General features: G+C 65.7%; 17 protein-coding genes. 13 read left to right on the top strand and 4 right to left on the bottom strand.

Annotated features, from left to right (window positions below):
- Positions 1-5: 5 nt before the first annotated feature.
- Positions 6-311, bottom strand: coding sequence for a type II toxin-antitoxin system VapB family antitoxin (locus CH249_RS00640; protein WP_008715485.1), 306 nt, complete (start codon positions 309-311; stop codon positions 6-8).
- A gap of 133 nt (positions 312-444) precedes the next feature.
- On the opposite strand from CH249_RS00640, the gene hrcA reads away from it, so the two are divergent.
- The 8 genes from hrcA to era all read left to right on the top strand — a co-directional run bounded on the left by hrcA (position 445) and on the right by era (position 8,301).
- The gene (gene hrcA, locus CH249_RS00635; RefSeq protein ID WP_027497502.1) at positions 445-1,488 is read left to right on the top strand and encodes a heat-inducible transcriptional repressor HrcA; all 1,044 of its coding nucleotides are present in this window, start codon (positions 445-447) and stop codon (positions 1,486-1,488) included.
- A 98-nt stretch (positions 1,489-1,586) separates the two neighbouring features.
- Complete coding sequence (dnaJ, locus tag CH249_RS00630) at positions 1,587-2,744, top strand: molecular chaperone DnaJ (protein WP_032394547.1); 1,158 nt, start codon at positions 1,587-1,589, stop codon at positions 2,742-2,744.
- A 3-nt stretch (positions 2,745-2,747) separates the two neighbouring features.
- Complete coding sequence (locus CH249_RS00625; protein ID WP_094682546.1) at positions 2,748-3,521, top strand: 16S rRNA (uracil(1498)-N(3))-methyltransferase; 774 nt, start codon at positions 2,748-2,750, stop codon at positions 3,519-3,521.
- Entirely contained in the window at positions 3,518-4,273 is a 756-nt protein-coding gene (locus CH249_RS00620) for a S9 family peptidase (RefSeq protein ID WP_032394545.1), read from the top strand. Before CH249_RS00625 ends, CH249_RS00620 begins: the two co-directional genes overlap by 4 nt.
- Before the next feature lie 93 nt (positions 4,274-4,366).
- Positions 4,367-5,410 carry a PhoH family protein gene (locus tag CH249_RS00615; protein WP_032394544.1) on the top strand — a complete coding sequence of 348 codons (1,044 nt, stop codon included), beginning with the start codon at positions 4,367-4,369 and terminating at the stop codon, positions 5,408-5,410.
- A 53-nt stretch (positions 5,411-5,463) separates the two neighbouring features.
- Positions 5,464-6,006: an rRNA maturation RNase YbeY gene (gene ybeY, locus CH249_RS00610; protein WP_032394543.1), complete on the top strand. Its 543-nt coding sequence runs from the start codon at positions 5,464-5,466 to the stop codon at positions 6,004-6,006.
- Between the two features lie 40 nt (positions 6,007-6,046).
- Positions 6,047-7,369: a hemolysin family protein gene (locus CH249_RS00605; protein ID WP_032394542.1), complete on the top strand. Its 1,323-nt coding sequence runs from the start codon at positions 6,047-6,049 to the stop codon at positions 7,367-7,369.
- A 17-nt stretch (positions 7,370-7,386) separates the two neighbouring features.
- Positions 7,387-8,301: a GTPase Era gene (gene era / locus CH249_RS00600; RefSeq protein WP_094647579.1), complete on the top strand. Its 915-nt coding sequence runs from the start codon at positions 7,387-7,389 to the stop codon at positions 8,299-8,301.
- A gap of 56 nt (positions 8,302-8,357) precedes the next feature.
- Here the strand turns inward: era and CH249_RS00595 are convergent, their stop codons facing one another.
- Entirely contained in the window at positions 8,358-9,764 is a 1,407-nt protein-coding gene (locus tag CH249_RS00595; protein WP_094647796.1) for an amidase, read from the bottom strand.
- Positions 9,765-9,836: 72 nt separating this feature from the next.
- Between CH249_RS00595 and recO the strand changes: the two genes are divergently transcribed.
- The 4 genes from recO to CH249_RS00575 are packed head-to-tail and all read left to right on the top strand — an operon-like array spanning position 9,837 to position 12,900.
- On the top strand, positions 9,837-10,670 hold the full coding sequence (recO, locus tag CH249_RS00590) for a DNA repair protein RecO (RefSeq protein ID WP_008715506.1): 834 nt from the start codon (positions 9,837-9,839) through the stop codon (positions 10,668-10,670).
- Complete coding sequence (locus CH249_RS00585; RefSeq protein WP_045194677.1) at positions 10,627-11,445, top strand: isoprenyl transferase; 819 nt, start codon at positions 10,627-10,629, stop codon at positions 11,443-11,445. The genes recO and CH249_RS00585 overlap by 44 nt, the downstream gene beginning before the upstream one ends.
- Positions 11,438-11,857: a hypothetical protein gene (locus CH249_RS00580; protein ID WP_094682545.1), complete on the top strand. Its 420-nt coding sequence runs from the start codon at positions 11,438-11,440 to the stop codon at positions 11,855-11,857. The genes CH249_RS00585 and CH249_RS00580 overlap by 8 nt, the downstream gene beginning before the upstream one ends.
- A gap of 50 nt (positions 11,858-11,907) precedes the next feature.
- On the top strand, positions 11,908-12,900 hold the full coding sequence (locus CH249_RS00575; RefSeq protein ID WP_082073669.1) for an iron-siderophore ABC transporter substrate-binding protein: 993 nt from the start codon (positions 11,908-11,910) through the stop codon (positions 12,898-12,900).
- 6 nt (positions 12,901-12,906) lie between these two features.
- Here CH249_RS00575 and CH249_RS00570 read toward each other — a convergent pair whose 3' ends face one another.
- The gene (locus tag CH249_RS00570; RefSeq protein ID WP_094631107.1) at positions 12,907-13,347 is read right to left on the bottom strand and encodes a Fur family transcriptional regulator; all 441 of its coding nucleotides are present in this window, start codon (positions 13,345-13,347) and stop codon (positions 12,907-12,909) included.
- On the bottom strand, positions 13,344-13,805 hold the full coding sequence (locus CH249_RS00565; protein ID WP_306436624.1) for a metalloregulator ArsR/SmtB family transcription factor: 462 nt from the start codon (positions 13,803-13,805) through the stop codon (positions 13,344-13,346). The genes CH249_RS00570 and CH249_RS00565 overlap by 4 nt, the downstream gene beginning before the upstream one ends.
- 183 nt (positions 13,806-13,988) lie before the next feature.
- Between CH249_RS00565 and CH249_RS00560 the strand changes: the two genes are divergently transcribed.
- Positions 13,989-14,964, top strand: a 976-nt coding sequence (locus CH249_RS00560; RefSeq protein WP_094698878.1) for a glycine--tRNA ligase, incomplete at its 3' end; no start/stop codon positions are given.

The following is a 14,964-nucleotide window of genomic DNA, read 5'->3' as shown; positions in this document are numbered from 1 at the left end:
CTGGCTCAGGCTCCGAGGGCGTCGTAGTCGAACACCCTGGCGTGCAACACAGTTCGATTTCTCAGTGCGGCACGCACAGCGCGGTGCAAGCCGTCCTCGAGATAGATGACGCCGCGGAACTGCACCGCGTGGGGAAACAGATCACCGTAGAAGGTGGAGTCCTCGGACAGCAATCTGTCCAGCTCGAGCACCTTGGTGGTGGTGACGATCTCGTCCAGGCGGAGCTGGCGCGGCGGGATTCTCGACCAGTCGCGGATGGACAGGCCGTGCTCGGGGTACGGCTTTCCGTCACGAACACCCTTGAAGATCATCGCGAGCCTCGAGCCGCTGGACCGAATCGAAAGAACGTTTCCACTCGGACCACAGTAAGGCCTTGCACGAGCATGTGTTCGCCGGCTACTAGACTCGAGCGACGATTGGAAACGAGAACGGAGGTGGGCACCGATGTCGAGCACCGACGACAGGCGGTTCGAGGTTCTACGAGCGATCGTGGCGGACTACGTGTCCACCCAGGAACCCGTCGGTTCGCGTGCGCTGGTCGAGCGCCACAACCTGGGAGTGTCCAGTGCAACGGTGCGCAACGACATGGCTGTGCTCGAGGCCGAGGGCTACATCGCCCAGCCGCACACCAGCTCCGGTCGGGTGCCGACCGACAAGGGCTATCGGCAGTTCGTCGACCGGATAGCCGACGTCAAGCCACTGTCTGCTGCCGAACGTCGCGCCATCCTGGAGTTTCTCGAGAACGGCGTCGACCTGGACGACGTGTTGCGACGCGGCGTTCGATTACTGGCCCAGTTGACCCGCCAGGTGGCCGTGGTGCAGTACCCCACGCTGTCGGCGTCCTCGGTGCGCCACCTGGAAGTGGTGGCGCTCACCCCGGCCCGGCTGCTGCTGGTGCTCATCACCGACTCCGGTCGAGTCGATCAGCGCATCGTCGAACTCGGTGACGTGATCGACGACGAGAACTTGGCTCAGCTGCGGCGTCTCCTCGGTGGTGCGCTGGAAGGCAAGCGGCTGGCGGCGGCGTCGGCTGCGGTGGCCGAACTCGCCGAGAACGCCCCGCCCGCGCTGCGCGACGCGATGATTCGATCGGCAACGGTGCTGGTGGAATCACTCGTCGAGCACCCCGAGGAACGCCTGGTACTCGGCGGCACGGCGAACCTGACGCGCAACGCCGCGGACTTCGCGGGCGACGCGGGGTTTCCCGGGTCGCTCAGAGCGGTACTCGAGGCACTGGAAGAGCAAGTGGTGGTGCTCAAGCTGCTCGCCGTGACACAGGACACCCGAACGGTCACGGTGCGGATCGGCGAGGAAACGCAGGTCGAGGAGATGCGCGGAACGTCGGTGATTTCCACCGGGTACGGGTCGGCTGGCATGGTCCTCGGAGGAATGGGTGTTCTCGGGCCGACCCGAATGGACTACCCAGGAACAATCGCGTCGGTCGCCGCGGTTGCCAGGTACATCGGCGAGGTCCTGGCCGAACGCTGACGACGAGCGAGAACCGATCGAACGACGGCCGCGGGGGCGCGGGCGGCCGCACACAGCACTATCGAACGAGATTCATCTTCTAGGACGAAAGAGACGACGTGGCACGGGATTATTACGGGACTTTGGGCGTCGGCCAGCAGGCGACGGACCAGGAGATCAAGCGCGCCTACCGCAAACTGGCGCGAGAACTGCACCCGGACGTCAACCCGGACGAGGCCGCGCAGGCACGGTTCAAGGACATCTCCACCGCATACGAGGTGCTCTCGGATCCGGAGAAGCGTCGCATCGTCGACCTCGGCGGCGACCCGCTCCAGCAGGGCGGCGGAGGCGGCGGCGGTGGATTCGGTGGAGCCGGATTCGGCGGCGGCCTCGGGGACGTGTTCGAAGCGTTCTTCGGTGGCGGCGCGGGCGGCTCCCAGCGCGGGCCCAAGGGCCGTGTGCAGCCGGGCGCGGACTCGCTGCTGCGTACCAAGCTCACTCTCGACGAGTGCGCCACCGGCGTGACCAAGCACATCACCGTTGACACGGCGATCCTGTGCGACCTGTGCACGGGCTCGGGCACCAACGGCGACTCCAAGCCGGTCCGCTGCGAGACCTGCGGAGGTGCCGGTGAAGTGCAGTCGGTACAGCGCTCGTTCCTCGGCCAGGTGATGACCAGCCGTCCGTGCCCCACCTGCCGCGGCGCCGGCGAGACCATCCCCGACCCCTGCCGCAAGTGCGGCGGCGACGGTCGCGTCCGGTCGCGTCGCGACATCTCGGTCAAGGTGCCGGTCGGCGTGAGCAACGGTATGCGGATCCGACTGGCCTCGCAGGGCGAGGTCGGTCCGGGCGGCGGACCCGCGGGTGACCTGTACGTGGAGATCGTCGAACAGCAGCACGAGGTGTTCGTGCGCGACGGTGACGACCTACACTGCACCGTTCGCGTCCCGATGGTCGACGCGGCACTCGGCACCTCGGTCACCGTCGACGCGATCATCGACGGACCCACCGAGATCTCGATCGAGCAAGGCACACAACCGAATTCGACCACGGTGCTACGCGGTCACGGTATGCCCAAGCTGCGGTCGGGCATTCGCGGCGATCTGCACGCGCACCTCGAGGTGATCGTGCCGACCAAGCTCGACAGCAAGCAGACCCATCTGCTCGAACAGCTCAGGTCGATGCGTGACCGCGACTCGGCGGAGGTGGTCACCACCGGCTCGGCGCACAGCGGTGGCCTGTTCTCGCGGTTGCGGGAAGCTTTCAGCGGTCGCTGATCGATGGCCCCCACGGTCTTCTACCTCTCCCCGCTGCCGAATGTCGGCGAGGTCGCGGTGCTCGACGGCAAAGAAGGTCATCACGCCGCGACGGTGCGACGCATCCGCGTCGGCGAGCGGGTGCTGCTCGGTGACGGAGCGGGCGGTCTGGCCGACACGGTCGTGGCCGCAGCGGAGAAGAACCGACTGGAGCTGACAGTCCAAGCACGTAGCGAGATGCCGCGTCCCACTCCGGTGGTGACGCTGGTGCAGGCATTGCCGAAGGCGGACCGATCGGAACTGGCCGTCGAGCTGGCCACCGAGGCAGGCGTCGACGCCGTGGTTCCCTGGCAGTCCGCGCGATGCGTCGCCCGGTGGGAGGGCCCGAAGGCATCCAAGGGCGTCGCGAAGTGGCGGAGTACCGCGGCGGAAGCCGCCAAGCAGTCGCGTCGGGCATTCATCCCCGAGGTCTCCGAGCTGCACGATTCGCGTGAGGTCGACGCTTTCGTGCGCGGCGTCGTGGAGCGCGGTGGAATCGTGGCGGTGCTGCACGAGGCGGCCACCTCGGCGTTCCGAGACCTGCCGTTCGACTCGGTGCCCGAGGTCGCGATCGTCGTGGGACCCGAGGGTGGCCTCGACGACCGAGAGGTGGCCGCCCTGACCGAGGCGGGTGCAACCCCGGTCGTGCTCGGCCCTACGGTGCTGCGGACCTCGACGGCAGGAGCGGTGGCCCTCGGCGCGCTCGGGGTTCTGACCTCGCGGTGGGCACAGTTGCCGCCCGACTTCCAGAACGCATGAGCGCACGGATCAAGATCGCCTACGGCGATCACCCGGAGCAGTTCGGCCATCTCTATCTGCCGGCCGAACCCGTCGACGACACGACCCCGGTGGTCGTGGTGGTGCACGGCGGGTTCTGGAGCGGACAGTACGGATCCAATCTGGGTACCCAGTTCGCCCGCGCCGTGGCCGGAGCCGGAGCGGTGGCGTGGAACATCGAGTACCGACGCGTCGGCGCAGGCGGACACTGGCCGGAGATGCAGTCCGACGTGACCGCAGCACTCGACGTGGTCGCGGGGGAACTGCAGCACCACGCCCCGGTCGGGATCGACGACGTGCGCGTGATCGGGCACTCCGCAGGCGGGCACCTGGCCGTGTGGCTCGGCGGAGAGACCGGCACGAAGGTCCGCCCGTCACGCATCGTCTCGCAGGCCGGCGTTCTCGATCTCGAACCGCGAGGTGCGTCGGGACGCACCAACCCGGCGGTCGAGGCGCTGTTGCAGGCCCGGTACCAGGACGACCCCGCGCTGTACCGATCCGCCTCGCCTGCTGCCCGTGCACCCATCGGTATCCCGACGATCTGCCTGCACGGGGCCGAGGACGTCCAGGTGCCCGCCGCGCAGAGCGAGCGGTACGTCGCGCTGGCGCGAGCCGCCGGAGACGACGCCCGACTGACGATCGTGCCTGGGGAAGACCACTTCGCTTTCCTGAACCCCGATTCGCGGTGTTGGGCGCTCTCGCTCGACGCCGTGCTCGGTGCCACCGCCGGTTAATGGGAATGCGCATCGTTGCTGCGGCGTTAAACTCCATCCATAGCAAGTGCACATCCGAGCAGCCGACACCAGAGAGCAGGCCATAGCCACCACGTGAGTGAACACAGCGAATTTCCCGCCGAGCGTGACGTTCGGTCCACCTTGGAACTCGCCCCCGAAGCGGTGATGCCACTGCTGGGACAGTCCGACGAGAATCTGCGGGCGCTCGAACAGATGCTGACGGCAGACATCCACGTACGAGGAAACGCCGTGACGCTCACCGGAAAAGTGGCGGATGTGGCGCTGGCCGAACGGGTGATTTCCGAGTTGGCCGCGCTGGCCAAGCGTGCTCAGCCACTGACTCCCGATGCGGTGCGCCGATCGATCGCCATGCTCACCGAGGGCGTGTCGGATTCACCGGCCGAGGTGCTCAGCCTCGACATCCTCTCGCGCCGCGGCAAGACGATCCGGCCCAAGACGCTGAACCAGAAGCGGTACGTCGATGCGATCGACGCCAACACCATCGTGTTCGGCATCGGCCCGGCCGGTACCGGCAAAACGTACCTGGCGATGGCGAAGGCCGTGCAGGCATTGCAGACCAAGCAGGTCAGCCGCATCATCCTGACGCGTCCTGCAGTGGAGGCGGGGGAGCGCCTCGGCTTCCTGCCCGGAACGCTGCACGAGAAGATCGACCCGTACCTGCGCCCGCTGCACGATGCGTTGCACGACATGATGGACGACGAAGCGATCCCCAAGCTGATGCAGGCGGGGGTCATCGAAGTCGCCCCGCTCGCCTACATGCGCGGCCGCACGCTCAACGACGCATTCATCATTCTCGACGAGGCACAGAACACCACCGCCGAGCAGATGAAGATGTTCCTGACGCGACTCGGATTCGGGTCGAAGATCGTCGTCACCGGCGACGTGACCCAGGTGGACCTTCCCGGTGGCGCGCGATCCGGGCTGCGCGCGGCGTCCGAGATCCTCACCGACGTCGACGACATCCACTTCGCGCAGCTGACCAGCAGCGACGTGGTGCGGCACCGATTGGTTTCGGAGATCGTCGACGCGTACGAGCGGTTCGAGTCGACGTCGGAAGGCGTCATTCCCAATCGGGCGCAACGGCGGACCGGTGGACCGCGTTCGGCGAGAAGATGATTCAGGCGTACGGAACGACAGATGCAGGCAACGAGAGCGTGGGTAGTGGCTAGATGAGTATCGAAGTGTCCAACGAGTCGGGGATGGACATCTCCGAACCCGAGCTGGTCTCGGTCGCACGGTTCGCGATCGCCGGCATGGACGTGCATCCCGCCGCGGAACTGTCGATGGTGCTGGTGGATTCGGCCACGATGGCCGATCTGCACATGCGGTGGATGGATCTGCCCGGCCCCACCGACGTGATGTCGTTTCCGATGGACGAGCTCGAGCCGGGCGGTCGTCCCGATGCGCCCGAGCCAGGACCGGCGATGCTCGGCGACATCGTGCTGTGCCCGTCGTTCGCCGCGGATCAGGCTGCAGCTGCGGGACATTCGCTCGAGCACGAGTTGGCGTTGCTGACCGTGCACGGTGTGTTGCACCTGCTCGGTTACGACCACGCCGAGCCGGACGAAGAGAAGGAAATGTTCGAGCTGCAGAACCGACTGCTGGCCGAATGGTACGAGGACGCAAGGCGAGCGGAACAGGCTGCCGAACAGGCCGCCCGCGATGCCCGGCTCCTCGGCAAGGCCGGTTTCGTCGATGGACTCGATCGATGAGCTGCGTCGTCGAACAGGTGGAAGTGTGGGGTCGTAGCGCGTGAGCAGTGCTGCTGCGCTCATCGTGTTCGCTGTCCTTCTGGTGCCTCTCGGAGGCCTGTTCGCTGCCGTCGATTCCGCGCTGAACACGGTGTCGCGGGCGCGAATCGACGACATGGTCAAGGACGAGCGCCCCGGTGCCGCCGGCCTCGTCGTGGTGGTCGGCGACCGCCCGCGGTACGTCAACCTGATGGTGCTGCTGCGCATTCTGTGCGAAATCGGCGGCACGGTGTTGCTCGCGGGTGGCCTGACGCAGTTGATCGACTCCACCACGGCACTGGTGATCAGCGCGGTGGCGATGGTGTTGGTCAGTTACGTCGTGATCGGTGTCGGTCCGCGAACCCTCGGTCGGCAGAACGCGTACTCGATCGCGTTGGCGGCAGCACTGCCGCTGCGTGCACTCGGGTGGCTCCTCGGGCCGATCAGCCGCCTGCTCATTCTCATCGGTAACGCGATCACCCCCGGTAAGGGATTTCGCAACGGCCCGTTCGCTTCCGAGATCGAACTGCGTGAACTGGTGGACATGGCCCGCGAGCGCGGTGTCGTGGCCGACGACGAACGGCGGATGATCCAGTCGGTGTTCGAGCTCGGAGACACCTCCGCCCGTGAGGTCATGGTTCCGCGCCCCGAGATGGTGTGGATCGAGTCCGACAAATCAGCAGGACAGGCCACTTCGTTGGCCGTGCGCAGCGGCCACTCCCGCATCCCGGTGATCGGCGAGAACGTGGACGACGTGGTGGGGGTCGTCTACCTCAAAGACCTTGTGCAGCAGACGTATCACTCCACAGACGGTGGCCGCGGAGTGCAGGTGTCCGAGGTGATGCGTCCGGCCGTCTTCGTTCCCGACTCCAAGGCGCTCGACAGTCTGCTCGCCGAGATGCAGCGCGATCGCAACCACATGGCCCTGCTCGTCGACGAGTACGGAGGCATCGCCGGACTGGTGACCATCGAGGACGTGATCGAGGAAATCGTCGGCGAGATAGCCGACGAATACGACTCGGACGAGGTTGCGCCCATCGAGGAACTGGACGACGGACGTTATCGGCTGTCCTCGCGGTTGCCGCTCGAGGACCTCGGCGAGATCTTCGGTATCGACATCGAATCCGAGGAAGTCGACACCGTCGGTGGACTCCTCGGCTACGAACTCGGCCGAGTACCGTTGCCCGGTTCGCAGGTGATCACCCACGGACTCCTGCTGCGCGGAGAAGGTGGAGCCGACCCGAAGGGGCGCGTCCGTATTGCCACGGTCCTGGTCGAGAAGCTCGAACCGGACGAAGAAACCACCGAGGACGACGACTCGTCGGACGTCACTCGCCAACACTGAAATCTGGAGGTGCTCTTGTGTCAGAGCAGAACAACGGTGAGTTCCGATCCGGATTCGTCTGTTTCGTAGGTCGACCCAACACCGGCAAATCCACACTGACCAATGCGTTGGTGGGATCGAAGATCGCCATCACGTCCTCACGTCCCCAAACGACGCGGCACACCATCCGCGGCATCGTGCACCGAGAGCACGCCCAGCTGATCCTGGTCGACACCCCGGGCCTGCACCGACCGAGAACGCTACTGGGTCAACGCCTCAACGACCTGGTGCAGGACACCTACTCCGAGGTCGACGTCATCGGACTCTGCATCCCCGCGGACGAGAAGATCGGGCCCGGCGACCGGTGGATTCTCGAACAGGTGCGGCACATCGCGCCCAAGACGACGCTCATCGGCATCGTGACCAAGATCGACAAGGTCAAGAAGGAACGCGTCGTACAGCAGCTGATGTCGCTGTCGAAGATGCTCGGTGAGAATTCGCACGTCATTCCGGTGTCGGCCGAATCGGGCGAACAGATCGAGAAGCTGGTCGACCTGTTGGCCTCCGAGCTCCCCCCGGGCCCGGCGTTCTACCCCGACGGAGAGTTGACCGACGAGCCCGAGGAAATCCTCATGGCCGAACTCATCCGTGAGGCCGCGCTCGAAGGCGTCCGCGACGAGCTGCCACACTCGCTGGCCGTCGTCATCGACGAGGTCACCCCCCGCGAGGGTCACGACAACATGCTCGACGTGCACGCCATCATGTACGTGGAGCGATCGAGCCAGAAGGCGATCATCATCGGCAAGGGTGGTTCGCGACTCAAAGAGGTCGGCACGGCGTCGCGACTGCAGATCGAGAAGCTACTCGGCACCAGAATCTACCTGGACCTGCACGTCAAAATCGCGAAGGACTGGCAGACCGACCCGAAGCAGATGGGCAAGCTCGGCTTCTGACCGGAGCGGCTTCGCCGCACGTGCACGACAATTCGTAGCAGACTACGAAGTTTCGCTCACCTGGTCCACCAGGGATCGGGGCGCTTGCGGTGCCACTGCAACACGTTCTCGAGCTGAGCGGCCACCGACACCAGTAGCGGCTCCGAGGATTCGTGGCCCATCAGTTGCAGACCGATCGGAAGGCCGGCGGTGGTGAACCCTGCCGGCACGTTGACGCTCGGCCAGCCAAGCACGTTCCACGGCCAGGTGTAGGGACAGTGCTCGGTGATCACCCGATCGGTGTCGGCATTGGAGATGCCGTCGATGGCCTCGATCCGCGGCGGTGGGGTGGCCGTCGTCGGGGCGAGCACGATGTCGTACTCGTCGAAGAATCGGCCGATACGACGCCCGATGCGCGGCTCGGCGGCGCGGGCTGCACGGAGCGGCGCTCCGGCGAGAGCTCGGCCGCTCCTGGCATTGGCTCGGGTCCTCGGGTCGGCGAGAGACGGATCCGGCAGACGGTCCACCCAGGCCGCCACACCGGCCAGCGAGCGGGGTAAGAAGTTGAGCCCCAACAGCATTCCGTAGGCGGGGTCGTCGACGACCACTCGATGTCCGAGCAGTCGCAGCACCGCGGCCATCTCGTACGCGGCAGCCGCGATCTCGGGGTCCAGGGGTGCGGGCGTCGGGATGAAGGGCTTACGCAGGCTGAGCGCGATGCGCAGCGAGCCGGGGTTGCGTCCGACGGCATCGGAGACGGTCAGTGGTTTCGGACGATGGAGATCTCCGTCGTGACTACCCGAGACCACGTCGAGGAGCAGTGCCGCGTCGGCCACGGTACGTGCGAGCGGGCCGATGACGGTGATGCCGTTGAACGCCTCGGGCTCCGGCCACGACGAGATGCGTCCGCGTTGCGGCTTGATCCCCACGAGATTGGTCCAGGAGGCCGGAATTCGCACCGAGCCGGCACCGTCGGAACCGAGAGCGGCAGAGACCAATTCGGCAGCCACTGCGGCAGAGCTCCCACCCGAGGAGCCGCCGGGGGTGCGCTCGCGGTCCCATGGATTGCGGGTGTGCCCGAAGGTGCCGCCGGTGAAGGGCCATTGGCCGAGTTCGGGGCTGTTGGTCTTTCCGACGATGACGGCCCCGGCCGCACGCAGTCTGCGCACCACCTCCGAATCCGTGGTGGCCGGTGGAAAGTTGCCCGCGCAGCCGAAGGCGGTCGGCTCCCCGGTGACGTCGACGTCGTCCTTGACGGCAACGGGAACGCCGAGCAGGGGAGCGGTGGTGCCGGCGGCGCGCAGCCGGTCCGCTTCGGCGGCCTCGGCGAGGGCGGCGTCGCGGCGCACCAGGCGGAACGCGTTGAGTGTGGGTTGGCTCTGGTCGATCCGATCGAGCGATTCGGTGACCGCCTGTACCGAGGTGATGCGACCCGACGCGAGAGCGGCGGCCTGGGCAACGAGAGTCGACCGATGGAAATCCACGCCTGCACAGTATCGACTTCTCGTCAGCGCGGGAACGGTCGCCGCCGCTGCGCGCGTGGGACACTGGACGACGTGAGGCCATACCGTGACAACGCAGTCGTCCTGCGCCAGCACAAGCTGGGCGAGGCCGATCGCATTGTCACGCTGTTGACCAGGGAGAACGGCATCGTGCGGGCGGTCGCCAAAGGGGTTCGCCGCACCAAATCCAAGTTCGGTGCACGGCTGGAGCCGTTTGCGCACATCGACGTGCTGCTCTATCCGGGACGCAACCTCGACATCGTCACCCAGGTGCACACGGTCGACGCGTTCGGTGGAGACATCGTGGCCGACTACGGCCGCTACACCACCGGCTGTGCGGTTCTCGAAACTGCCGAGCGTCTGGCCGGTGAGGAACACGCTCCCGCGCAGCGCCTGCATCAGCTGACCGTGGGCGCACTGCGTGCTCTTGCCCAACACGTGCGGCCGCCCGAGTTGGTGCTCGACGCATACCTGCTGCGCGCGATGGGCTTCGCCGGATGGGCACCCGCACTGACCGATTGCGCGCGGTGCGCCGCGGTGGGGCCGCACCGTGCGTTCCACGTCGCTGCCGGTGGTGCGGTGTGCGTGCATTGCCGACCGCCGGGCTCGGCGACGCCGTCGACCGGGGTACTCGACCTGATGGTGGCGCTCGAGCGAGGCGAGTGGGACTACACCGTCACCACCTCCGATGCCGTCCGCAAGCAGGCCAGTGGCCTGGTGGCGGCTCATCTGCAGTGGCATCTCGAACGACAGTTGCGCACCCTTCCGCTCATCGAACGCTCGCACCCGCACCAGGTGCCGCTGGCCCAACCTGACTCCGTGTTCGCCGACACCGTCGGGCAGGATGGGGACCGTGATTCGACGACGCGAGCCGCAACCCCGGCCTGACGAACGGCCGGCGGTGCGCCCGCCGGACCCGCACCCCTCGGGTGCGCGGCCACCGATCCTGCAGCCGGAACTGATTCCTCGTCACGTTGCTCTGGTCATGGACGGCAACGGTCGGTGGGCACAGGATCGTGGATTGCCGCGAACCGCAGGGCACGAGCAGGGCGAAGCGGTACTGATGGACGCCGTCTGTGGCTGCATCGAGATCGGTGTGCAGTGGTTGTCCGCGTACGCATTCTCGACGGAGAACTGGAAGCGCAGTCCCGACGAGGTCAAGTTCCTGATGGGCTTCAACCGGGACGTCATTCGTCGTCGACGCGACGAGATGAACGAGATGGGCGTCCGGGTTCGCTGGGCCGGCCGTCGCCCGAGGTTGTGGGGCAGTGTCATCAAGGAACTCGAGGTTGCCGAGGAGTTGACGAAACGTAACACCGTGATGACCTTGACGATGTGCGTCAACTACGGCGGCCGAGCCGAGATTGCCGATGCCACAAGGGAAATCGCTCGACAGGTGGCCGCGGGCAAGCTGAACCCGGAGAAGATCACCGAGGCCACCGTCGCCAAGTACCTCGACGAGGCGGACATGCCGGACGTGGATCTGTTCCTGCGTCCGTCGGGGGAGCAGCGGACGTCGAACTTCCTGCTGTGGCAGTCGGCGTACGCGGAGTTCGTGTTCCAGAAGAAGCTTTTCCCGGATTTCGACCGTCGGGATCTGTGGGAGGCGTGTATCGAATACGCCTCGCGGGACCGACGATTCGGTGGAGTCAAGTATGAGTGAGGACGCGAACGGGACGCCGGACGAGGGGCTTTCGTTGCAGGCCCGCGCCCAGTTGGTGCTCTCGCAGTTCGCGACGGTGACACTCGGCGACGAGGGATCTCTCGGTTTCGACTACGCGGGCGCTCTGTGCTCGCTGCGTGCCGTTCGACTCTCGCCCGAACTCGAGGTGCTCTCGCTCACCGCGGTCTTGGCTTGGGACCGGCCGCTGAAGCCGGCTCTGCACAAGAAAGTTGCCGACCGCAATGCGGACTCGCAATTCGGCGCGATCTCGGTCAACACCCACGGCAAGCTCGCGGATGTGTTGTTGCGCTACACCTTTCCCGCGAACGGTCTGGACGACGAGGCGATGTTGACGATGCTCATTCTGGTGCTCGCCGGAGTCGAGAAGGCGCGTGAGGGCCTACTTCCCTGACTCGTCAGCTAAGGTTTGCCTGTACTTAGTTTCTAGTAGAGGTGGATGCGATGACTGTGCGGTGGACCCGAATGCTCACGGTAGTGGTGGCGGTGATCACCCTCGGTGCGGCCGTGACGGCCTGTTCGACCACCGACGACGTCGACACGGCGACGCAGTCGGCGGACGGTGCGTTCCCGGTTGTCATCGACCACATCTACGGCAGCACGACCATCGCCGAGAAGCCCACGCGCATCGTCACCCTCGGGGTGTCCGACGCCGATGCCGTCATCGCGCTCGGCACCGTTCCCGTCGGGAACACCGGGTACACGTTCTACGAGACCGGACTCGGTCCCTGGACCGACGAGTTGGTCGGTGACGCGCCGTTGACGCTGCTGGGCTCGGAGTCCGAGCCTAACTTCGAGCTGATCGCCTCGCTGGCGCCGGATCTCATCACCGGACTCAACGCGGGTTTCGACGAGGCGACGTACGACAGGCTCAGCGGCATCGCGCCGACGGTCGCCCGACCTGCAGGATCTGCTGCCTATGCCGTCGATCGTGAGGTTGCCACCGACACCATCGCTCGCGCGATGGGTGAACGCGACCGCGGTGAGCAGTTGAACGCGCAGACCGACGCCGCGCTCGAGCAGGTTCGAAACGAACATCCGGAGTTCGCGGGCAAGACTGCAGCAGTGGTGCTTCCGTACGACGGCCAGTTCGGCGCATATCTGCCCGGTGATGCCCGCGGCACATTCGTCACCTCACTGGGCTTCGAGGTCCCGGAATCGATCCGCGCCCAGGACGACGGCACCAACTTCTTCGTTCCGGTCTCGTCCGAGAACATTTCGATGCTCGATGCGGACCTGGTGCTCTATCTCGGTACCGGTGCCGACATCGACGTGGTGGCGGAGAACCCGATCTTCGGAACTCTCGATGCTGCTCGGCGCGATGCGATCGTGCCGTTGTCCACCGATCAGCGTGGAGCGATCACGTACAACTCGGTGCTGTCGATTCCGTTCGCCATCGACGCGTTGGTACCTCGCATCGCTGAGGTCGTCGCCTGAGCGGAATCACTGGGGGGCTGCGGTGCACTGACTGCAGGTGCCGAAGATCTCGATCGTGTGGCTCACGTCGCTGAAGCCGTTGGATTCGGCGACGCTCTGCGACCACTTCTCGACGGTGGGGCCTTCCACCTCTACGGTGAAACCGCACGAGCGACACACCAGGTGATGGTGATGTCCGGAGGAGCAGCGCCGGTAGACCGACTCGCCGTTGTCGGTGCGCAGAACGTCGACCGTCCCGGCGTCGGCCAAGGTCTGCAGTGTCCGATACACCGTGGTGAGCCCGATACCCTCACCGCGCTTGCGCAATTCGTCGTGCAGATCCTGTGCGGACTTGAACTCCTCGATGGTGTCGAGCAGATCGGAGATGGCACTGCGCTGCTTGGTGGCCCGCACTCCGACGACGACGGGTCGTCGCGATGTCGCGGTGTCGGTGGACTTGTCGGTCACAGGTTCCGGCCTTCCTCGGCGTGGGCCACGGCGTCGACGACGATATGGGAGAGGTGATCGTCGACCAATCGGTACAGGACCTCGCGTCCGTTGCGTTCTCCGCGCACCACACCCGCTGCCTTGAGCACTCGAAGGTGCTGGCTGATCAACGGTTGCGTGACGCCGAGGGCGACGACGAGTTCGTGTACGCACCGCTCGGACTCACGCAGCTGCAGCACGATGGCGATGCGCACCGGGGCCGCGAGTGCCCGCAGGATGTCGCCCGCCGCGGTCAGAGTCTCCTTCGGCGGGATGTGAGCCGGGGGAGCGGCGGCGAACGGATCGCCGGAGTGCAACGGGTGCTCCGGGTCCTGCCGGTGGGTCGAACTTGCTTCCACTGTCGAATCCGTGGACACGGTTGCGGCTCCTTCGGTCGCCGGTTCGTTGTCGGCGGACTCTCCCTGCACGAGCGACGTCATGACACCAGGTTAGTGCAGTAGTTGTTATTGCAAATCGTATTCATTGTGATATGCACAGGTGCGCATGTCAACTTCCGCAGCCGACCGCTGTTCGGTTTAGACCGCCGAGCCAGATAGTCTGATCAGGGCGAAAACCGCCCGTCACCTCTTACACGATGTAACCGAAGATGGAGAGCTCCGCCAGTGGCACCCAAGTCCAAAGTCGAAACCGTCGCCAACCTCGCCAAGCGCAGAGGCCTCGTCTACCCGTGCGGCGAGATCTACGGCGGTACCAAGTCGGCCTGGGACTACGGCCCGCTGGGCGTCGAGCTCAAGGAGAACATCAAGAAGCAGTGGTGGCGCAACATGATCACCAGCCGCGACGACACCGTCGGGCTGGACTCCTCGGTGATCCTGCCCCGGCAGGTGTGGGAGGCGTCGGGCCACGTCGAGACGTTCTCCGACCCGCTGGTGGAGTCGTTGCACACGCACAAGCGGTACCGCGCCGATCACCTCATCGAGGCCTACGAGGAGAAGCACGGCCACCCGCCGGAGAACGGCCTGGCCGACATCCGCGACCCGGAAACCGGTGAACCCGGCTCCTGGACCGAACCGCGTGCATTCTCGGGTCTGCTCAAGACCTTCCTCGGCCCGGTCGACAACGAAGAGGGCCTGCATTACCTGCGTCCCGAGACCGCACAGGGCATCTTCGTCAACTTCGCCAACGTGCTGACCACCTCACGCAAGAAGCCACCGTTCGGCATCGGCCAGATCGGCAAGAGCTTCCGCAACGAGATCACTCCGGGAAACTTCATCTTCCGCACCCGTGAGTTCGAGCAGATGGAGATGGAATTCTTCGTCAAGCCCGGCGAGGACGACGAGTGGCATCAGTACTGGATCGACTACCGCATGAAGTGGTACACCGATCTCGGTATCGATCCGGAGAACCTGCGGCTCTACGAGCACGCCAAGGAAAAGTTGTCGCACTACTCCAAGCGCACCGTCGACATCGAGTACAAGTTCGGCTTCCAGGGCAGTGCGTGGGGCGAGTTGGAGGGCGTGGCGAACCGCACCGACTACGACCTCTCGGTGCACTCCAAGGCGTCGGGCCAGGACCTGAGTTACTACGAGCAGGCCACCGACACCCGCTACACCCCGTACGTCATCGAGCCTGCGGCCG

Origin of the sequence: Rhodococcus sp. 05-2255-3B1, from assembly GCF_002258545.1 — a bacterium.
In the GTDB taxonomy this organism is placed as follows: Bacteria; Actinomycetota; Actinomycetes; order Mycobacteriales; family Mycobacteriaceae; genus Rhodococcoides.
This window is presented reverse-complemented; position numbering and strand designations above follow the sequence as displayed.

Bases quoted from the DNA above. Each gene is read 5' to 3' on its own strand.
- CH249_RS00640 (WP_008715485.1), bottom strand. From the start codon at position 311: ATGATCTTCAAGGGTGTTCGTGACGGAAAGCCGTACCCCGAGCACGGC.
- hrcA (WP_027497502.1), top strand. From the start codon at position 445: ATGTCGAGCACCGACGACAGGCGGTTCGAGGTTCTACGAGCGATCGTG.
- CH249_RS00625 (WP_094682546.1), top strand. From the start codon at position 2,748: ATGGCCCCCACGGTCTTCTACCTCTCCCCGCTGCCGAATGTCGGCGAG.
- CH249_RS00620 (WP_032394545.1), top strand. From the start codon at position 3,518: ATGAGCGCACGGATCAAGATCGCCTACGGCGATCACCCGGAGCAGTTC.
- ybeY (WP_032394543.1), top strand. From the start codon at position 5,464: ATGAGTATCGAAGTGTCCAACGAGTCGGGGATGGACATCTCCGAACCC.
- CH249_RS00585 (WP_045194677.1), top strand. From the start codon at position 10,627: ATGGGGACCGTGATTCGACGACGCGAGCCGCAACCCCGGCCTGACGAA.
- CH249_RS00580 (WP_094682545.1), top strand. From the start codon at position 11,438: ATGAGTGAGGACGCGAACGGGACGCCGGACGAGGGGCTTTCGTTGCAG.
- CH249_RS00575 (WP_082073669.1), top strand. From the start codon at position 11,908: ATGACTGTGCGGTGGACCCGAATGCTCACGGTAGTGGTGGCGGTGATC.
- CH249_RS00565 (WP_306436624.1), bottom strand. From the start codon at position 13,805: ATGACGTCGCTCGTGCAGGGAGAGTCCGCCGACAACGAACCGGCGACC.